Source organism: Nocardiopsis suaedae, assembly GCF_027706745.1.
Classification (GTDB): domain Bacteria; phylum Actinomycetota; class Actinomycetes; order Streptosporangiales; family Streptosporangiaceae; genus Nocardiopsis_A; species Nocardiopsis_A suaedae.
Genome location: NZ_JAQFWP010000099.1, coordinates 1 through 18,916, shown reverse-complemented (window position 1 = coordinate 18,916; position 18,916 = coordinate 1). Strand labels below are relative to the sequence as shown.

At 73.7% G+C, this 18,916-nt stretch carries 14 protein-coding genes; 9 read left to right on the top strand and 5 right to left on the bottom strand.

Going from position 1 to position 18,916, the window contains the following annotated elements:
* Window positions 1-446: 446 nt before the first annotated feature.
* The 3 genes from O4U47_RS29675 to O4U47_RS29665 all read right to left on the bottom strand — a co-directional run bounded on the left by O4U47_RS29675 (window position 447) and on the right by O4U47_RS29665 (window position 3,479).
* The gene (locus O4U47_RS29675) at window positions 447-2,735 is read right to left on the bottom strand and encodes a terpene synthase family protein (RefSeq protein ID WP_270681300.1); all 2,289 of its coding nucleotides are present in this window, start codon (window positions 2,733-2,735) and stop codon (window positions 447-449) included.
* Window positions 2,736-2,955: 220 nt separating this feature from the next.
* Window positions 2,956-3,216 (bottom strand): type II toxin-antitoxin system RelE family toxin, encoded by a 261-nt coding sequence (locus tag O4U47_RS29670; RefSeq protein WP_270681299.1) that lies wholly within the window; start codon window positions 3,214-3,216, stop codon window positions 2,956-2,958.
* Complete coding sequence (locus O4U47_RS29665) at window positions 3,213-3,479, bottom strand: type II toxin-antitoxin system Phd/YefM family antitoxin (RefSeq protein ID WP_270681298.1); 267 nt, start codon at window positions 3,477-3,479, stop codon at window positions 3,213-3,215. Before O4U47_RS29665 ends, O4U47_RS29670 begins: the two co-directional genes overlap by 4 nt.
* A gap of 437 nt (window positions 3,480-3,916) precedes the next feature.
* Here O4U47_RS29665 and O4U47_RS29660 point away from each other — a divergent pair, with 437 nt between their 5' ends.
* On the top strand, window positions 3,917-4,219 hold the full coding sequence (locus tag O4U47_RS29660) for a helix-turn-helix domain-containing protein (RefSeq protein ID WP_270681301.1): 303 nt from the start codon (window positions 3,917-3,919) through the stop codon (window positions 4,217-4,219).
* A 40-nt stretch (window positions 4,220-4,259) separates the two neighbouring features.
* Here the strand turns inward: O4U47_RS29660 and O4U47_RS29655 are convergent, their stop codons facing one another.
* A complete protein-coding gene (locus tag O4U47_RS29655) occupies window positions 4,260-4,871 on the bottom strand; it encodes a ClpP family protease (protein WP_270681297.1) in 612 nt (203 codons plus the stop codon).
* 1 nt (window position 4,872) lies between these two features.
* Window positions 4,873-5,532 carry a ClpP family protease gene (locus tag O4U47_RS29650; protein WP_270681296.1) on the bottom strand — a complete coding sequence of 220 codons (660 nt, stop codon included), beginning with the start codon at window positions 5,530-5,532 and terminating at the stop codon, window positions 4,873-4,875.
* 237 nt (window positions 5,533-5,769) lie between these two features.
* Between O4U47_RS29650 and O4U47_RS29645 the strand changes: the two genes are divergently transcribed.
* The 8 genes from O4U47_RS29645 (at window position 5,770) to O4U47_RS29610 (ending at window position 18,640) form a co-directional block, all read left to right on the top strand.
* Window positions 5,770-6,678, top strand: a complete 909-nt coding sequence (locus tag O4U47_RS29645) for a DMT family transporter (protein WP_270681295.1) — start codon at window positions 5,770-5,772, stop codon at window positions 6,676-6,678.
* A 69-nt stretch (window positions 6,679-6,747) separates the two neighbouring features.
* Entirely contained in the window at window positions 6,748-7,389 is a 642-nt protein-coding gene (locus tag O4U47_RS29640) for a DUF1449 domain-containing protein (RefSeq protein ID WP_270681294.1), read from the top strand.
* 190 nt (window positions 7,390-7,579) lie between these two features.
* On the top strand, window positions 7,580-9,601 hold the full coding sequence (locus tag O4U47_RS29635) for a flotillin family protein (RefSeq protein WP_270681293.1): 2,022 nt from the start codon (window positions 7,580-7,582) through the stop codon (window positions 9,599-9,601).
* 4 nt (window positions 9,602-9,605) lie between these two features.
* Window positions 9,606-14,633 (top strand): DNA repair ATPase, encoded by a 5,028-nt coding sequence (locus O4U47_RS29630; RefSeq protein ID WP_270681292.1) that lies wholly within the window; start codon window positions 9,606-9,608, stop codon window positions 14,631-14,633.
* 228 nt (window positions 14,634-14,861) lie between these two features.
* Complete coding sequence (locus O4U47_RS29625; protein ID WP_270681291.1) at window positions 14,862-15,650, top strand: helix-turn-helix domain-containing protein; 789 nt, start codon at window positions 14,862-14,864, stop codon at window positions 15,648-15,650.
* Between the two features lie 64 nt (window positions 15,651-15,714).
* Window positions 15,715-16,275, top strand: coding sequence for a TIGR03086 family metal-binding protein (locus O4U47_RS29620; protein WP_270681290.1), 561 nt, complete (start codon window positions 15,715-15,717; stop codon window positions 16,273-16,275).
* 160 nt (window positions 16,276-16,435) lie between these two features.
* On the top strand, window positions 16,436-18,001 hold the full coding sequence (locus O4U47_RS29615) for an MFS transporter (RefSeq protein WP_270681289.1): 1,566 nt from the start codon (window positions 16,436-16,438) through the stop codon (window positions 17,999-18,001).
* Window positions 18,002-18,070: 69 nt separating this feature from the next.
* Window positions 18,071-18,640, top strand: a complete 570-nt coding sequence (locus O4U47_RS29610; RefSeq protein WP_270681288.1) for an NADPH-dependent FMN reductase — start codon at window positions 18,071-18,073, stop codon at window positions 18,638-18,640.
* The last annotated feature ends 276 nt before the right edge of the window (window positions 18,641-18,916 follow it).

Here is an 18,916-nt window from a genome sequence, read left to right as displayed (position 1 = left end):
GCCATCCACCCCACACCCCCGGCGGCCTGCCGCCCGGCCAGCGTCCGGAGCGGGGACCCCCCGAGCCGCCCACCCCACCTGCACCGCGAGGAACCCGCCACCCGGCAAGCAAGCCCGGGAACCGCCCCGCTTCCGCCGTCGCCGCCAAACACGGTGACCACGCACACGCCGCACGGCCGACAACGCCACCGCAATGGCCGCCGACCTTCGCTCGTCGTCGCCGCCAACCACCTCACACCCCGCCAACCCGCCGCCCGGCCAGGGCCCGTCAGCGGGGAACCCCCCGAGCCGCCCACCCCACCTGCACCGCGAGGAACCCGGCCGCCCGGCAGGCAGGGCCGGGGAACCGCCCCGCTCACGCCGTCGCCGCCCACGCCTACGCCCACCACGACCACGCACACACCCGGCGGCCGACAGCGCTACCGCAAGGGCCGCCGCTCTCGCTGTTACCTCGGGATGCCCGGCACCGGTGGGCCCGACGGGATCCTGGACGCCGCGCGGGACGCCAGGTCCGTGGCCGCCCTCCTCGGGGCCGGTTCACCGTCCAAGTCCTGCTTGCGGTACCGCACCACGTCGCGGTGCCAGTTCAGGATCCCCGACAGCCAGTCCTTCATCAGCTCCGCGTACCGCCGCAGCGCGTTCTGGGCCCGCTCGTCCAGGTCCATGTCGTCGAACAGCTGCGGCAGGGCCTCCCGGTCGATGCGGTCGAACTGGTCCAGCCGCACCCGCAGCAGGTCCCCCACCACGTCGCGGGCGGTGATCCGGTCGGTGCCGAGGAAGTTCTCCACCACCAGCACCATGTTGTGGACCTCGCCCTCGCGCTCGATCTCCTTCTGGTACGAGAACAGGTCGTTCAGGATGCACGCCACGTCCTGGGCCGACGTCTCCAGCTCCCGCACCGTCCGGGTGGCGAACACCTCCGCCGGGACGTCGCCCGCCCCCTCCATGCGGGCCAGGGCCATCGTCATGTCCGAGCCGAAGGTGCGCCGCCGCATCTCCAGGTAGTCCACCGGGTCCGGCACCCGGTTGGCCGCCTGGTTGTCCAGCTCCCACACCCAGCTCGCCGTCATCTCCCGCACCGCCGTGCGGAACGCCTCGCGCGCCGCCATCGGCAGCGGCGCCGCCGTCCGGCGCCACAGCTCCTCCAGCCCCCGCTCCATCGGGTCCAGGGGCTGCGGGACCAGCCCCAGGTCCAGCGGCATGAAGGCGCCCAGCCGCTCGTGCGACAGCCGCCCCGCCGCCACGTCCCGGCGGCCGCCGTACACCAGCGGGTAGTAGTCGTCGCCGTAGGTCCCCCAGCACAGCCAGTCCGTGGACACCTCCAGCTTCTCCAGCGAGGAGTCGGCGTGGATGGCGGCGGCGCACAGGGCCAGGTCGTACCCGGTGAACTTCTCCTCGCTCCACACCACCGCGCCCACCCCGGGCACCTCGTCGAGCATGCCCATGGAGCGCACCCACTCCAGCGAGTGCTCGCGCGCGGCGTCCAGGTGCGGGCTCATCCGGACCGGGTAGTGGATCGGGATGTCCGGCAGCGGCAGGTGCCCCGTCTCCCGGAACAGCTCCTGGGAGTGCTTGCGCGCCCGGCGGCTCAGCCCCGGGGCGAAGTTCAGGTTCATCGCGGGCACCCGGGCCGACGACGCCCCCAGGCCGGTCGGCCCCGAGGCCGCCGCGGGCGGGCGCGGGGCGCGCTCCGCCGCGTACCTGCCGGTGGCCGCGTGCCACTCGTGCCCGCCGGCCTGCCAGTCCTGCAGCGCCTTGGCCAGCGCCGCCGCGGCGGCCGCCTCCCCCGGCAGGCCGCCCGCCGCCGCCAGCCCCTCGGCCAGCTCGCCCACGGCCGTGTCCTCGAACTGCACCATCCGGGAGGTGAGCAGGTCGTTGACGAGCTCGGCGGCCTCCTGGTCCGGGCAGCCGAGGAAGGCCCCGTACACCTGAACGGCGTTGTCCCGGCGCCCGTCGGCGGCGTCGGCGCGGGCCGAGAACAGGTCGTTGCGCAGGTGCACCGCGTCGGCGAAGGCCTCGCGCAGGACGCGCACCGCGCGGCCGTGCGCCGCGTCGCCGACCGGGGCGCCGGCGGCGAACTCGGCCAGGTCGGCGCAGAACAGTCCCCCGCCCCCGGCCCGCCGGTCCTGCAGGTGCTCGACGGGGTTGGGGGCGCGCTCGCGCCCGCGCTGGTCGAGCTCGCGCAGCGGGTCGGCGATGACGCCGCGCAGGTCGGTAGTGAACCGGTCGTACAGGCTCTCGGGCAGGGCGGGCGCGGTGCGCTCCCACAGGTCGGCCAGGGCGACGGCGGACGGGGGCGGGGGCGGGGGCGCCGCCTCTCCCTCGGAGGGCCCGTCGGCGTCGTCGTCGGCGACGGGCTCCGGGGCGTCCGGGTCTCTGCCCTCCAGGACCTCCTCCAGGAGCGCGATGCGGGCGCGCGCGTCGGGGCGGTCCTTCGGACCGCGGAAGCGCGCGCGGGACTCGTCCCGGTGGAAGAACGCCCACGTGTACCAGTCGGTCATCAGCGCGAGGGTGCGCGGGTCGCAGTCGGGGTGGGCGTAGGCGGCCAGCAGCGGGACGTCCATCGCGGCCAGTGCGGCCTCGTCCCAGATGCCGCCGTCCGGCCCCGCGGAGCCGGGGCCGACGAGCCCGGTGCGCCGGACCCACGCGGCGTTGTGCTCGCGCGCGGCCTCCAGCCCCGGGTTGATGCGGGCCGGATACGGGAGGTAGAAGGCGGGCAGCTCGAAGGCGTCCATGACAGGGGGCCTCTCTCGTCGACCGTGAGCCGGGGCGCGCACCACTTCGCAGGCAGACTAGATCCGGGGCACCCCGGACGTCCCGCCCTCGGCGCGGATCGGGCGCAGACCGCCCGGGTTCATGGAGCCTTGCCCGCTTTGCCCACCCGGTTCCGGACACCCGATGCCAGGCCGCCCATTCCCCCGTTTCCTCGACGACCGGGCCCGAATCGGCAGGCGGTCAGTCGTAGATCTCCGAACGGTGCCCGACGCGGACCACCCAGACGATCAAGCGCCCGTTCTCCACCGTGTAAATAACGCGGTAGTCCCCGACCCGCAGACGGCGAAGCTCAGGACTCCCGACCAGAGCCGTGGTCCCGAACGCCATCGGATCCTCCTCCAGCTCTGCAAGCTTCCGAAGGATCTTCATCGCAACATTCTTCGAAAGCTTGCGGAGTTCTTCCCGCGCCTGCGGCCTGAGGAGCGTCCGGTACCCGCTCATTCCGGTCGCGCCAGCGTCTCGGCCATGACCTGCTCCAGAGGAATCCCCGGCTCGGAGCCGTCCATGCGCTCACGGACGATTCGGATGATCTCCTGCTCCTCGAACTGCTGATAGCGCCGGAGCAGTTCGATCGGGACGACGGCGGCGACCTCCTTGCCGCGGCGGGTGATCACCGTCGGCTCGTCTTCCCGGTCCGCCCGGTCGACGACGTCCGCCAAGTGGTCCCGGACCTGGCGGATGGACTCTACTGGCATCTCACTCATGACCCAATGGTACACCCGGTCCATACGGAACCAGCGAACGACCCTTGAAAATGACAATCATTTGCGACAGGATCGGGCGAGGCGTCCGGGCCACCTCCCTCTGACCGGGCGCCTCCCCTCCCCCCTCAGGGGTGACCGCAAGGGTGCGGGGGCCGTGGACGGGTACCGGGTCCGCGGCCCCCGTGCGTTACGCCCGGCGCGGAACCGCCCCGGCGGCCATGGCGGGGGCCGCGCCGGGCGCACTATGTTCGGAAGGCGGCGACGCCCGCGACTCGGCGCCCGCGACGGACCGCGACGACCCTGGGGAGGCAGCCGTGCCCGAATCCGCCCCGCACCCCGATCCCGACCGCCCCGGCGGACCCGGCTTCGCCCCCGCACCCGTATCCGCCCCCGCACCCGTATCCGCGCCCGCCCCCGTCCCCGACGACGAGCCGCTGATGCGCGACCTGATCGGCGCCATGCTGCGCCGCGTCCGCCAGGAGCAGGGCCGCACCCTGCGCGAGGTGGCCGAGGCCGCCCAGGTCTCGCTGCCCTACCTCTCCGAGGTCGAGCGCGGGCGCAAGGAGCCCTCCTCCGAGGTCCTCGCCGCCATCCGGCAGGCGCTGGGCCTGCGCCTGGTCGACCTCGTCGGCGGCATGCACATGGAGCTGGCCGCCCCGGCCGTCGTCCCCGTGCAGGGGCCGAACGCCTCCCTGGGCGGCCCAGCAGGCGGGCACCGGGCCGTCATGCTCGCCGCCTGACGGATCAGAGGGGCGGGCGGCCCGGCGCCGCGCCGCCCGCTCAGGCCGTCCGCGCCGCCAGGTCCCGCGCCGAGACCAGGCCGTCGACGAGCCCGTACTCCAGCGCCTCCTGGGCCGTGAAGATCTTGTCCCGGTCGGTGTCCTCCCGTAGCCGCTCGGTCGTCTGCCCCGTGTGCCGGGACAGGATCTCCTCCACCTGCGCCCTGATCCGCAGCACCTCCGCCGCCTGGATCTCCAGGTCGGCCGCCGTCCCCTGCCCCTCGGCCGAGGGCTGGTGCAGCAGGACGCGCGAGTGCGGCAGCGCCGCGCGCTTGCCCGGGGCGCCCGCCGCCAGCAGCACCGCCGCCGCTGAGGCGGCCTGCCCCATGCACACGGTCGCCACGTCGGCGCGGACGAAGCTCATCGTGTCGTAGATCGCCGTCAGCGCCGTGTTCGCGCCGCCCGGCGAGTTGATGTAGAGCTGGATGTCCCGGTCCGGGTTCTCATAGTCCAAGTGCAGCAACTGCGCCATCACCACGTTCGCCACCCCGTCGTCGAGCGGTGTCCCGATGAAGACGATCCGCTCCGACAGGAGCCTGCTGAACACGTCGTAGGCCCGCTCGCCCTCCGGACGGCGCTCGACCACCGTCGGAATCGTGTAGCTCTGCGCCATCTCACTTCCCCTTCGCCGCGTTCGCCGCCACGCCCGCGGGAACCCGGAAGCCGAACCGGCGGGCCGTCTCACCGCCGAGCTCCGCGACGCTCTCCACCACGCGGTCCACGAACCCGTAGTCCTTGGCCTCCTGCGCGGTGAACCACCGGTCGCGGCGCTGGTCCTCGGCGAGGGTCTCCTCCGGCTGCCCCGAGTGCTCGGACAGGATGCGCAGCATCGTCTTCTTGGTGTGCGCCAGGTTCTCCGCCTGGATGGCGATGTCGGCGGCGGTTCCGCCGATCCCCCCGGACGGCTGGTGCATCATGATCCGCGCGTTCGGCAGGCTGTAGCGCTTGCCCGCCGTCCCGGTGCACAGCAGCGCCTGGGCCATGCTGTACGCCGACCCCATGACCAGGGTCGCCACGTCGTTGGGGATGAACCGCATGGTGTCGTAGACCGCCAGTCCCGCGGTGATCGAGCCGCCGGGGCTGTTGATCAGCAGCGTGATGTCGCGCTTGGGGTCCTCCGAGGCCAGCAGCATGAGCTGCGAGCACACCCGGTTGGCCACCGCGTCGTCGATCTCCGCGCCCAGCACCACCATCCGTCCGTGCAGCAGCCCCGTGAGCACCTGGTCGCCGAACCCTCCGCCGGGGGCGGCCTCGGACGCCTCGCTCGTGAGCATCGTCCTCCTCCTCGTCTCCGTCCGTCCGGCGGCGCCTGTGCGCCGCCGGTGCCTCCACCCTGCGGGGCGCCCGGCCGCGGGGGCCACGGTTTCTGCCCTGGGGAGATCTGCTGCGGGCAGAGGCCGCGGCGGGGCCGCGGCCGGGCCGGGGACGGGGCCGCGTACGGCGCAGGGCGTACACCGGATGTCGCCCCAGAGACGACGCCCCCGCGAGCGATGTCCGGAAGGCTCGGTTCCATGACGATCGGTGTCTGGTTCGGGATCTGGCTCGGCGTGCTCTCCTGCGCCTGCTACACGGCCGCCGCGGTGGCCCAGCGCAGGCTGGCCCTCGCCGTGCCGGAGCCCCTCACCGCCGGGCGCTCGCTGGCCGCACTGGCCCGCCACCCCCTGTGGTGGGGGTCGGCCGTACTGAACGCGGGCCGCGCCGTCCTCCAGGTGGGCGCGCTCGCCTTCGCCCCGCTCACCGCGGTGCAGCCGCTGGGCGTGCTGGTGCTGGTGTTCGGCCTGCCCTGGTCGGCCCGGCTGTCCGGGCGCCGGGTGACCGCCCGTGAATGGCGCGGGGCGCTGCTCACCGTGCTGGCGCTGGGGGTGCTCCTGGCGGTGGCCGTGACGGGCGGCGAGGGACGGCCGATGGACGCCGGGACCGGCGCGCTGCTGGTCGGCGGGACGGCGGCGCTCCTGGGCGCGCTGGCCTGGACGGCCGGGCGGCTCCCCTCCCCCGTCTGGCGCAGCCACCTGCTGGCGGCCGCCGCCGGGACCGCCTTCGGGGTCGCCTCGGCCACCGCCAAGACCGTGATCGCCCTCGCCGCCGACGGCGGGGCCGCCCCCGCCCTGGCGCACCCGGCCGCGGGCGGCACCGTGCTGCTCGCCGTGGCCGGGCTGCTGCTGGCCCAGGCCGCCTACCAGGGCTCCGAGCTGGGCGCCCCGCTCGGGGTGACGACGGTGGCCAACCCCGTCGCGGCGTCGGTCGCGGGGGTGGCGTTCATGGGCGAGACCTACTCCGGCGGCTGGCCGGGAACCGGGGTGGCGGTGCTGTGCGCCCTGCTGGCGGGTTACGGCATCGCGCTGCTGGCGGACCCCTTCCGAGCTGGCCGAACCCGGTCATCCCGCCCCTCACCGGCGCTTTCGGGCACCCGCTGCCGGTAGGATCGCCGGACACCGCGCCCGGGGCGGCCCCGGCGCGCGCAGGCGCCGAAGGGAGCGGCCGGGCACGACATGGGTTTCATCGACGCGGTGCTCGCCTTCCCCACGGTGCTCTTCAGCGTCCCGCTGCTCGTGGTCGCCGCCTACTGGCTGGTCGCGCTGCTGGGCGTGCTCGACATCGGCCTCCTCGACGGCGGCGCCGACGGCGAGGGCTCCCCCGGCGGCCTGGCCGGCGTGCTCACCGCGGCCGGGCTCGGCGGGGTGCCGGCCACGGTGTCGCTGTCGCTGCTGGTCGCCTTCGCCTGGTTCACCGCGCTGGTCGGAAACGTCGTGATCGATTCCCTTGGCCTGTCCACGCCGGTCGTCGTCATCGCCTCCCTGCTCGCCCTGGTCATCGCCGTGATGGTCGCCTGGGGCGTGACGAGCGGCGTCGCGGTGGGCGTGCGCCGCCTGCTGCCCGGCTCCGCCCGCGTCCGCACCGGGAGCGACCTGGTGGGGCGCACCTGCACGGTGCGCACCGGCCGGGTCGACGACGGGTTCGGCCAGGGCGAAGTGGTCTTCGACGACGGCTCCATCATGACGGTGCAGGTGCGCACCATCGGCGGGGAGCTCCTCTCCTCCGGGGAGACCGCGCTCATCTTCGACCACGACACCGACGGCGGCTTCTACCGCGTCTCGCGCTTCGACCCCGCCCTGGACCCCGGCGACGCCTGACCCGCGCGGCGTCCGCGCGGCGCCCCTACCGGGCGGGCGCGTGTGACCTGGCCGGATCCGGCCCCGCGCGGAACCGCCCCGGTCGCGCCCCCGTCAGAGTGGCCGTGAACGTCCCGTAGGGGCCCACCGCCCGCCCGCAGGCGCCCGGGCGCCGCACCCGCCCGCCCCGAACACGTAGAGAGTTCCCCGTATGGAAACAATCGGCCTCGCCGGCGGTCTCCTCATCGCCGTCCTCCTGCTCATCGCCGTCCTGGTGCCCTTCATCCTGCTCAAGATGTTCCAGAAGGTGCGCCAGGGCGAGGCGCTGATCATCAACAAGTTCCGCCACGACGACGTCTCCCTCACGGGCGCCGTCGTGCTCCCGGTCGTCCACAAGGCCGAGGTCATGGACATCTCCCAGAAGTCCATCTCCCTGGAGCGCAACGGACGCAACGGCCTGGTCTGCAAGGACAACATCCGGGCCGACATCAGCATCAAGTTCTTCATCCGCGTGAACCCGGAGAAGTCCGACATCCTGCGGATCGCCAAGAGCATCGGCGTGGAGAACGCCAGCAGCCAGGAGAACCTGCAGGACCTCTTCGACGCCAAGTTCGAGGAGGCCCTCAAGACGGTCGGCAAGCACTTCGACTTCGAGGAGCTCTACACCCACCGCGAGGCCTTCCGCGACCGCATCGTCGAGGTCATCGGCAACGACCTGTACGGGTACGTGCTCGAGGACGCGGCCATCGCGCACCTGGAGCAGACCCCGCTGACGGCCCACGACCGGGACAACATCCTGGACGCCGAGGGCATCACCAAGATCACCGAGCGCACCGCCGTCCAGCACCGCCTCACCAACGAGCTGGAGAACGAGCGCGACAAGGAGATCAAGCGCAACGACACCGAGACCTCCGAGACCCTGGCCGAGCTGGAGCGCCAGGAGGCCGAGGCCCGGGCCCGCGCCGAGCGCGAGATCGCCACCATCCAGGCCCGCGAGGAGGCCGAGACCCAGCGCGTCCAGGCCGAGGAGCGGCTCAAGTCCCGCGCCGCCGAGATCCGCACCGAGGAGCAGCTCGGCGTGCAGCGGGAGAACCAGCAGCGGGAGATCGCGGTCGCCGAGAAGAACCGCGAGCGCGTCATCGCCGTGGAGAGCGAGCGCATCGAGAAGGACCGGATGCTGGAGGTCATCGGCCGCGAGCGGGAGACCGAGCTGTCCACCATCGCCAAGGACAAGGAGGTCGAGGCCGAGCGCCGCGAGGTCGCCGACGTCGTCCGCGAGCGGGTCGCGGTGGAGAAGACCGTGGCCGAGCAGGAGGAGTCGATCAAGAAGCTGCGCGCGGTCGAGGAGGCCGAGCGCGAGCGCCAGGCCATCGTCATCAAGGCCGAGGCCGAGGCCCAGGAGAACCTGGTCAAGGACATCAAGGCCGCCGAGGCCGCCGAGGAGGCCGCCAAGCACCGGGCCGCCGAGGAGCTCACCCTGGCCGAGGCCCGGCAGCAGGCCGCCGACCTGGACGCCCGCTCCCAGATCCGGCTGGCCGAGGGCAAGCAGGCCGAGGCCGCCGCCGAGGGCCTGGCCGCCGTGCAGGTCCGCGAGCAGGACGCCGCCGCCCTGGAGAAGACCGGCCGCGCCGAGAACGCCGTGGCCAAGGAGAAGGCCGCGATCGAGGCCGAGGCGATCGCCGCCAACCTCAAGGCCGAGGCCGAGGGCCTCAACGACAAGGCCGGCGCCATGGCCGCGCTGGACCAGGCCACCCGCGAGCACGAGGAGTACCGCCTGCGGCTGGACGCCGAGAAGGAGGTCCGCCTGGCCGGGATCGACGTGCACCGCCAGGTCGCCGAGGCACAGGCCACGGTGCTGGCGACCGGCCTGGAGAAGGCCGACATCAACATCGTCGGCGGCGACGGCATGTTCTTCGACCGGATGGTCAACGCGGTCGGCATGGGCAAGGCCGTGGACGGGTTCGTCGGCGGCTCCGACGTCGCCCAGAGCCTGGCCGGGGACTGGCTCAACGGCGAGCGGGACTTCGCCTCGGACCTGACGGGCGTGCTGTCCCGGGTCGGCACCGAGGACGTGAAGAACCTGTCGGTGTCGGCGCTGCTGATGAAGCTCATCGACGGCGGGGCGCCCGACGCCGACAAGCTGCGCTCGCTGCTGGACACCGCCCGCGAGATGGGCGTGGCCGAGCACAGCGCGGCCGCCCTGGACAACGGCGCCGCTCCGGTGAAGCGGTGAGCCGGTGACGGAGGAACGCGACGACGCCGGCGCGCCCGAGGAGGGCGCGCCGGCCCCGGCCGGACTCGACCAGGGCACCTACGAGGTCCTCCGGGCGCGCCTGTCCGAGCAGGCCCAAGAGCTGGCGCGGCGCGCCGAGGAGCTGAACGGGCGGCGCCTGGAGGTGTTCGGCTCCGGTGAGCTGCGGCTGCTGGGGACCGAGCGGATCCGCACCGAGAACAACTGCGTGCCGCGGGACATCGTGTCGGTCGGCGGGCAGATGCTGTTCGGCTACAACGTGTTCATCGGGCTCAAGCCCGAGACCGCCGTCGGCGACGTGTTCAGCCTGCACGCCTTCGAGCGCGACGCGGAGGACGGGGGCCTGTCCTTCACCGAGGCCGGCCCCGGCGGGGTGCCCGGCCTGCTGGACGCCCCCGCCTTCGAGCGCGACTTCGGCGAGCTGTACCGGTACTACCGGGAGACCCGCCTGATGCAGCTGCGCCACGTGGAGGGGCGGCTGCTGGCGGTCTTCCAGACCGGGCCGCGCACCGACGACGTGCGGGTCCTGCGCTGGGACACCACCCCCCAGGGGGACGTGTCCTACCGGGACGCGCGCGGCGAGCGCGACCACGTCTTCCCGCCCTCGCACGACTTCGCGTGGACCGAGACCACCCGCGACGACCACGTGCAGGGGCGCCACCCGCACATCGCCGTCCGCGGCAAGCTGTTCGTGGAGACCGTCGGCGGCGACCTGACCATCAAGGTGGAGAACAACACCGAGGTGGGCGAGGGCGTCTACAGCGAGCCGGTGGACGAGCCGCTGCAGAGCCTGGCCGACGCCGACGTGCGCTACGCCGAGGTGGGGCCGCTGGTCCTGCTGCGCATCCTGCCCTACAACGAGTCCGAGTACCGCTACCTGGTGTTCAACACCCGCACCAAGGAGGTGCTGCGGCTGGACGGCATCGGTCAGGCCTGCCGCCGCCTCCCCGAGGACCAGGGCATCATCTTCCCCGGCGGCTACTACCTGGCCACCGGGACGCACAAGACCTTCGACACCGAGGTGGAGGACCTGGAGTTCGAGCGGGCCATCCGCTCGCCCAACGGCGAGGACGTGCTGTACGCGTTCCACGCCCGCCGGGAGGGCCGCACCCTGCTCCTGCCCTACAACGTCATCCGCAAGGAGGTCGCCAACCCGATCTCCTGCCACGGCTACTCGCTCTTCGACGACGGCACCATGGTGGTGTTCCGCAACGGCTCGGACGAGCCCACGCGGGTGCACCCGCTGCAGGTGTGGCGCACCCCGTTCGTGTCCGACCTGCACGCGGCGGCCCAGCCGGCCGGGACCGGCCCGCTGGAGCGGATCGGCAACCCCGACCTCGTGCGCGGCATCTCCGACTGCCTGTCGGTGGTGCGCATGGTCGAGGAGATGTCCCCGTCGGCCGCGGTGTTCGAGGCGCTCATCGCCGCCTGCCGCCGCCTGGGCGACCACTACCACTGGCTCGGCGAGGAGGAGCTGGGCGCCCCCGGCGGCGCAGCCGAGCGGGTGCGCGCCACCGCCGAGCAGGTTCTGGAGGAGTTCGAGAACGTCCAGGCGCTCACCGGGCAGGCCGCCGAGGCGCTGCAGGAGGCCGAGACCGAGCTGCTCGGCCTGGTCCGCCGCTCCCGCGGGGAGACCGGGGACACCGCCGACGCGTGGGTGCGGCGCCTGGCCGAGCTCCGCCGCGCCCAGGGGCGGGTGGCGGCGCTGCGGGACATGCGCTATATCGACGCCGACCGGCTGGACGCGCTCGACGGGCGGCTCGGCGAGGAGCTGGACCAGGCGGGTGAGCGCACCGTCGCCTTCCTCCAGGGCGAGGGCGCTTTCACCGGCTACCACGCCGAGGTGGACCGGCTGGCCGCCGACGCCGAGGCGATCGGCGCCGCCGCCGAGGCCGGGGAGGTCGCCGACCGGCTGGCCGCCCAGACCGAGGGCCTGGAGGTGCTCACCCAGGTGGTGGGCTCCCTGGAGGTGGGGGACGCGCAGGTGCGCACCTCCATCCTGGAGCGGGTCGGCGAGGTGCTGGCGGGGGTGAACCGGGCGCGCGCCGCCCTGGACGCCCGCCGCAAGGAGCTGCTGGAGGCCGAGGGGCGGGCCGAGTTCTCCGCGGAGTTCGCGCTGCTGGGCCAGTCGGTCACCGGCGCGCTGGCGGCGGCGGACACCCCCGAGCGGTGCGACGAGCAGCTCGGGCGGCTGATGCTGCAGCTGGAGAACCTGGAGTCGCGCTTCTCGGAGTTCGACGACTTCCTGGGCGACCTGGCGGCCAAGCGCGAGGACGTCTACGAGGCGTTCTCGGCGCGCAAGCAGGCCCTCCTGGACGAGCGCGCCCGGCGGGCCGACCGGCTGGCCGAGTCGGCCGAGCGCATCCTCACCGGGGTGCGGCGCCGGGTGGCGTCCATGGAGTCGGTGGAGGACGTCAACACCTACTTCGCCTCCGACCCGATGGTCGCCAAGCTCCGCTCCACCTCCGAGGAGCTGCGCGCGCTGGGCGATGCGGTGCGCGCCGACGAGCTGGAGGGGCGGGTCAAGGCGGCCCGCCAGGAGGCCGGGCGGTCGCTGCAGGACCGGCTGGAGCTGTTCGAGGGCGGCGGGGAGACGCTGCGCCTGGGGCGGCACCGGTTCGCGGTCAACACCCAGCCGGTCGACCTGACGCTGGTGCCGCACGAGGGCGAGATGGCGGTGACCGTCACCGGGACCGACTTCCGGCGCCCGGTGCGGGACGAGGCCTTCCAGGACACCCGCGACTTCTGGGACCAGCTCCTGCCCAGCGAGACGGGCGCGGTGTACCGGGCCGAGCACCTGGCGGCGTCGCTGCTGTCCGAGGCCGAGGAGGGCACCGGCGGGTACACCGTGGAGGAGCTGTCCGAGGCGGCGCGGCGCGAGCCGGCCGAGAAGGGCGGGCCGGCGCTGGCCGACATCGTCCGCAAGGCCGCCGAAGAGCGCTACGACGAGGGCTACGAGCGCGGTGTGCACGACCACGACGCGCTGCTGATCCTGCGGGAGCTGCTGCGGCTGCGGGCGGCGGCGGGGCTGCTGCGCTACCCGGGCCGTGCGCGCGCGGCCGCCCAGGTGTTCTGGGCGTTCGGGGCCGCGGAGGGCGAGCGGGAGGCCTGGCGCACCCGGGCCGTGTCGCTGGCCCGCGCGCGCACGGTGTTCGGCTTGCGCGGCTCCCCCGCCATCGGGGAGCTGCGCGGGGAGCTGTCCGGGGCGGTCGGGGCGTTCCTGGCCGAGTCGGGCCTGGACGACCTGGCCGACACGGCGGACGCCGCGGGCGAGTACCTGTTCGAGGAGCTGGGCACCGGTCGGGCGGGGTTCGGCACCAGCGCCGGGGCTCGGGAGCTCTTGGAGGGCTTCCGCAACGCGCTGGGCGGGGCCGCGTCCTCCTCGTACAAGGAGTACGCGGCCGACCTCGCGGCGCTCAAGGGGCCTGCCCAGCGGCGCCAGCTCGCGTCGGCGTGGGTCGGGGCGCATGTGGCGTCCTCCGGCAGGGAGGAGGAGCTGGGCGGCTTCCTGGAGGAGGCGGTCGCCGCGGAGCTGTGCGGGGGCCTGGTGGACCGGCACGACTCCTCGGCGGAGCTGTCGGCCTCCGTGGAGGGGCTGCTCGGCACCCACCCGCGCATCTCCGGGCGCCGCCTTGAGCTGCGGCTGGACGAGTTCCTGGAGCGCACCCGGCGGTTCCGCGCCGAGCGCGTCCCGGCGTTCCGCGCCTACCAGCGGCGCCGCACCGAGCTGATCGACGCCGAGCGGCGGCGGCTGCGGCTCGAGGAGTACGTGCCCAAGGTGATGAGCGGGTTCGTGCGCAACCGGCTGCTGGACGACTCCTACCTGCCGCTGATCGGGGACAACCTGGCCAAGCAGCTGGGGGCGGCCGGGGACGGGCGCCGCACCGACCAGAGCGGGCTGCTGCTGCTCATCTCGCCGCCCGGGTACGGCAAGACCACGCTGATGGAGTACGTGGCCAGCCGCCTGGGGCTGGTGTTCGTGAAGGTGAACGGGCCCTCGCTGGGGCACGCGGTCACCTCGCTGGACCCGGCCGAGGCCCCGGACGCCACCTCCCGCCAGGAGGTGGAGAAGATCAACTTCGCCCTGGAGATGGGCTCCAACGTGCTGCTGTACCTGGACGACGTCCAGCACACGGACCCGGAGCTGCTGCAGAAGTTCATCTCGCTGTGCGACGGGCAGCGCCGCATGGAGGGCGTCTGGGAGGGGCGGACCCGCACCTACGACCTGCGGGGCAAGCGCTTCGCGGTGTGCATGGCGGGCAACCCCTACACCGAGCAGGGGCAGAGGTTCCGGATCCCGGACATGCTGGCCAACCGCGCCGACGTGTACAACCTGGGCGACGTGCTCTCCGGGAAGGAGGACGTCTTCGCGCTCAGCTACATCGAGAACGCGCTGACGTCGAACCCGGTGCTGGCGCCGCTGTCCGGGCGGGACCGCGGCGACGTGGAGCTGCTGGTGCGCATGGCCCAGGGCGACGGCTCGGTGCGCTCGGACCGGCTGAGCCACCCGTACTCGCGGGTGGAGCTGGACCAGATCCTGGGGGTGCTGCGGCGGCTGCTGCGGGTGCAGCAGGTGGTGCTGGCCAACAACCAGGCCTACATCGCCTCGGCGGCCCAGGCGGAGGAGTCGCGGACCGAGCCGCCGTTCCGCCTGCAGGGGTCGTACCGGAACATGAACCGGCTGGCGGAGAAGATCGTCCCGGCGATGAACGAAGACGAGCTGGAGGCGGCGATCGACGACCACTACCTGGGCGAGGCGCAGACCTTGACGTCCGGGGCGGAGTCGAACCTGCTGAAGCTGGCCGAGATCCGCGGCACGATGACCCCGGAGCAGGCCGAGCGCTGGCGGGAGGTGAAGGAGGCCTACGTCCGCGGCAGGACGCTGGCCGGGGACGGCGACGACCCGATCGGCCGGGCCGTGGGGGCCGTGGGCCTGCTGGCCGACAAGGTGGGCGCGGTGGAGACCGCCATCGCCAAGGCGGCCGACCGCTTCGGGGGGCCGGAGGGGTCGTAGGCCACCACGGCCGAGAGGGGCGCTTCCGGGAGACCGGGGGCGCCCCTTGCGCTCATCCGGCGGCATCGCAGGGCTCGGATCGCCCTGACCAAGAGCCGGCGTCTACCGGGAGAAGATCCTCCTTCCCCGCCCCGTCACCGTCGAGATCGAACTGACGACGCTCCTCCAGACGCTGGGGCACGGATGACCACGGGTCGCGCGGCCCAGGGCCATGCCTAACCTGGGGGCATGTCCTGGTACACGCCGGTGGCCGCCGAACCGGACCTCTCCGGGGAGCTGGCCACCGCCTGGACCGCGTGGGCCGGGGGTGCGGAGCGCCTGCTGGTCCCCGACGGGTGCGTGGACGTCCTGTGGCTGAGCACCGGGCGCCTCGTGGTCTGCGGTCCCGAGACCTCCGGATGGTCGTTCTCCCTGCCCGACGGCGTCGAGGCGGTCGGCGTGCGCCTGCGGCCGGGGCGCGCCGCCTCCGTGCTCGGGCTGGACACGCCCGGAGCGCTGAACAGGCGGGTGGCCGTGGAGGACGTCCTCGGCGGCCGGGAGCAGCGCGTGCTGCTGGAGCGCCTGCACGAGGCCCCCGGCCCCCGCGATCGCCTGGCCCTCCTCCACGGGATGGTGCGGGACCGCGCCCAGGGCCGCCCCGTCCTCGGTGCGCCGGCGTCCCGGTCGGCCTCCACCGCCGCCGTGGTCTCCCGGACGCTCACCGCCGCCCCGGACACCACCGTCGCCGACCTGGCCCGGGAGTCGGCGCTCAGCGAGCGGCAGCTCCACCGCCGGTGCGTGGCGGCGTTCGGCTACGGCCCCGCGGTGCTCCGCCGCATCCTGCGCCTCCAGCGCTTCCTCCGCATGGCACGGCACCCGGCCGCCACCACCGACCTGTCCGTGCTCGCGGCGATGGCGGGCTACACCGACCAGTCCCACCTCAACCGCGACTCCCGCGCCCTCGCCGGGGTGCCGCCGAGCGCGCTGCTGGGGATGCACCTCACCGACGGCGTGGGGGACATGCCGGACGCCGGGTGAGACGAGGCGAGGGCGTCCGATCCGTACAAGCGCCCCGGCCCACCCGTCCACGAGACTCGTCCCCATGAGCGAGATCTCCGAGCGCTACCGCGCCCTTGCAGCCGAGTTCACCCGCCGCGTCGAGGCCGTCCCCGCCGACGGCTGGGACGCGCCGTCGCCCTGTGACGGGTGGACGGCCCGGGACGTCCTCGACCACATGCTCGACAACCACCGGAACATGCCCGCCTACGCGGGGGTCGCGATCGACCTGCCCCGGACCGCGAAGGAGGACCCGAAGGGCGCCTGGGCCGACGCGGTCGCGGCCATGCAAGAGCTGCTGGACGACCCCGAGCGGGCCGGGACGGAGTACGACGGCTACTTCGGGCGCACCAGCCTGGAGCGGACGGTCGACGAGTTCCTCGGCACGGACCTGCTGGTGCACGCCTGGGACATCGCCCGCGCCAGCGGCCAGGACGAGAGGCTCCCGGCCGACGAGGTCCGCCGCGTGCAGGCCGACGCGCACAACTGGGGCGACGCCGTCCGGATGGCGGGCATCTGCGGCCCGGCGGTGGAGCTCCCGGACGGCGCGGGCGAGCAGGACCGCCTGCTGGCCTTCCTGGGCCGCGACCCCCGCCCGGTGAGCTGACCGGCGGTAGGGGACCGACCGCCGAATGCGCGCCAGGCCCCCGACGCCGCACCACGTTCTCCACCTGCGTAGACGGCGCACTCCCCTTCCATTGACTTCAAGTTAACTGGAACTCCTAGTCTCCTGACCGTCGACCACGACGAGTCCGAGGAGACCCCCGATGAGCGAACGCGCGGCGCCCGGCAGGGCCGGAGTCAGGGAGTGGGCGGGACTGGCCGTCCTCTCCCTGCCGGTCTTCCTGCTCTCCGTCGATGTCACCGCCCTCCACCTCGCCCTTCCGCACCTGTCCGCCGACCTGGGGGCCACCGGCACCCAGCAGCTCTGGATCCTGGACATCTACGGGTTCCTGCTGGCGGGGCTGCTGATCACCATGGGCACCGTCGGGGACCGCATCGGCCGCCGGCGGCTCCTGATGATCGGCGCCGCGGCCTTCACCGCGGCCTCGGCCGCCGCCGCCTACGCGCCCACCGCCGAGGCGCTCATCGCCGCCCGCGCCCTGCTGGGCATCGCGGGGGCCACCCTCATGCCCTCGACCATGTCCCTGCTCAAGAGCATGTTCACCGACGACCGCCAGCGCGCCACCGCACTCGCGCTGTGGATGGCCTGCTTCACCGCCGGCGCGGCCGCCGGGCCGGTCATCGGCGGCCTGCTGCTGGAGGCGTTCTGGTGGGGGTCGGTCTTCCTGATGGCCGTCCCCGTCATGGCGCTCCTCCTGGCCACCGGCCCCTTCCTGCTCCCCGAGTTCCGCTCGCCCTCCCCGGGGCGGCTCGACCCGCTGAGCGTGGTGCTGTCCCTGGGCGCGCTGCTGCCCTTCATCTACGCGCTCAAGAAGGCCGCCGAGAACGGGTGGAGCCCCCTCCTCCTCGCCGCGCTCGCGCTCGCGGCGGTGTCCGGGTGGCTCTTCGCCCGGCGCCAACTGCGCATGGACGCCCCGCTGCTGGACCTGTCGCTGTTCCGGATGCGCGTGTTCTCCGCCGGTCTGGGCTCCCTGCTCGCCGCCAACCTGGTCATGGGCGGCGTGATGCTCCTGCTCATCCAGTACCTGCAGCTGGTCAAGGGGCTGCCGCCGTCGGTGGCCGGGGCGTGGCTGGTCCCCTTCTCGCTGGCCTCCATGGCCGCCTCGCTCGCCTCGCCCGCCCTGGCCGGGCGGCTCGGCACCAAGCCGACCATGCTGCTCGGGCTGGCCGTGGGCGCCACCGGGCTGGTCCTGGCCGCCTTCCTCGGGCCGGACACCCCCGTGCTGTGGACCGGCACGGTCGCGGCGGTCATCGCGCTCGGCATGACCCCGCTGGGCGTGCTGGTGATGACCGAGGTGATGGCGGCCGCGCCGGAGGACCGGAGCGGATCGGCGGCGGCCGTCAACGAGACCTTCGGCGAGATGGGCGTCAGCCTCGGCGTGGCCGCGATGGGCGCCCTCGCCGCCGCCGTGTACCGGCCGCTGATGGCCGGTTCCCTGCCCGCCGGAACGCCCGAGGAGGCCGCCGCCCCCGCACGCGACAGCCTCGCGGGGGCGGTCGCGGCGGCCGAGTCGCTGCCCTCCGGCGCGGCGCAGGACCTGCTCGCGGCCGCGCAGTCCGCCTTCATGGGCGGCTTCGCCGCGACGACCGCCGTCGGGGCCGTGGTGGTCGCCGCCGTCGCCTTCGTCATCGCCCGCTACCTGACCACCGGGGCGCGCCACGACGCCGGAGACAGGACCGGCGCCGGCGCCGACCGGTCGGCCGCCTGAGGCCCCGGGCACCGTACGGCCCCGCATCCGGCCGAGATCCGACCGAAGATTCCGAGGAGGAGAGACGAGATGACCGAGAACGACCGCCTGCGCACCGCCGTGATCATCGGGAGCACCCGCGAGGGGCGCTTCGGCCCGGTCCCGGCCCACTGGATCGCCTCGCTGGCCCGGGAGCACGGCGACATGGACATCGACCTGATCGACCTCGCCGAGGCCGCGCTGCCGGAAACCCTGGTGGACGAGCGGCCGGAGACCGTCACCGCGCTGGGACGGCGCCTGGAGGCCGCCGACGCCTTCATCGTCGTCACCCCCGTCTACAACCGCGGCTACCCCGCCTCCCTGAAGACCGCCGTCGACTGGTACTTCGACGAGTGGAGCCGAAAGCCCGTCGGCTTCGTCTCCTACGGCGGCATGGGCGGCGGCCTGCAGGCCGTGGAACAGCTGCGCACCGTGTTCAACGAGGTCCACGCCCACACGGTGCGCAGCGCCGTGGCGATCAGCGACTTCTGGAAGCGGTTCGACGACGGCCGCCCCACCGACCGGGGGACGGAGGGCGCCGCCAAGGAGATGCTCGACGACCTGACCTGGTGGGCACGCGCGTTGAAGCGGGCCCGCGCCGAGCACTCGCCCGCCGCATGATCCGCGGCCGCCGGGCGCCCGTACCGCGTGCCCATTCGATGGACTTGTCGACTTCCCCGCTCTCGGCGACGGGCCCACGCGGAGTATGCCGGCATTCCCCGGACGCCTCTCGTCACCCCATGTTCGGATCCGAATGGCGAAAAACCCCTCCTCTCCCGATTCCCCATCGCATTTCCATTGCCTCTCGTACTTTGCAGACTTCACATTGCCGGCCACGAGCGGCTAGTGTCCTGAGTCGTTAATTCGTGTGCAGTAGGCAGCGAGGGTTTCGATGAT

What these genes read in the sequence shown, in the direction of transcription:
- O4U47_RS29650 (WP_270681296.1), bottom strand. Translation starts at nt 5,532, where the DNA reads ATGCTCACGAGCGAGGCGTCCGAGGCCGCCCCCGGCGGAGGGTTCGGC.
- O4U47_RS29625 (WP_270681291.1), top strand. Translation starts at nt 14,862, where the DNA reads ATGTCCTGGTACACGCCGGTGGCCGCCGAACCGGACCTCTCCGGGGAG.
- O4U47_RS29640 (WP_270681294.1), top strand. Translation starts at nt 6,748, where the DNA reads ATGGGTTTCATCGACGCGGTGCTCGCCTTCCCCACGGTGCTCTTCAGC.
- O4U47_RS29645 (WP_270681295.1), top strand. Translation starts at nt 5,770, where the DNA reads ATGACGATCGGTGTCTGGTTCGGGATCTGGCTCGGCGTGCTCTCCTGC.
- O4U47_RS29660 (WP_270681301.1), top strand. Translation starts at nt 3,917, where the DNA reads ATGCGCGACCTGATCGGCGCCATGCTGCGCCGCGTCCGCCAGGAGCAG.
- O4U47_RS29610 (WP_270681288.1), top strand. Translation starts at nt 18,071, where the DNA reads ATGACCGAGAACGACCGCCTGCGCACCGCCGTGATCATCGGGAGCACC.
- O4U47_RS29620 (WP_270681290.1), top strand. Translation starts at nt 15,715, where the DNA reads ATGAGCGAGATCTCCGAGCGCTACCGCGCCCTTGCAGCCGAGTTCACC.
- O4U47_RS29615 (WP_270681289.1), top strand. Translation starts at nt 16,436, where the DNA reads ATGAGCGAACGCGCGGCGCCCGGCAGGGCCGGAGTCAGGGAGTGGGCG.
- O4U47_RS29670 (WP_270681299.1), bottom strand. Translation starts at nt 3,216, where the DNA reads ATGAGCGGGTACCGGACGCTCCTCAGGCCGCAGGCGCGGGAAGAACTC.
- O4U47_RS29665 (WP_270681298.1), bottom strand. Translation starts at nt 3,479, where the DNA reads ATGAGTGAGATGCCAGTAGAGTCCATCCGCCAGGTCCGGGACCACTTG.
- O4U47_RS29655 (WP_270681297.1), bottom strand. Translation starts at nt 4,871, where the DNA reads ATGGCGCAGAGCTACACGATTCCGACGGTGGTCGAGCGCCGTCCGGAG.
- O4U47_RS29675 (WP_270681300.1), bottom strand. Translation starts at nt 2,735, where the DNA reads ATGGACGCCTTCGAGCTGCCCGCCTTCTACCTCCCGTATCCGGCCCGC.
- O4U47_RS29635 (WP_270681293.1), top strand. Translation starts at nt 7,580, where the DNA reads ATGGAAACAATCGGCCTCGCCGGCGGTCTCCTCATCGCCGTCCTCCTG.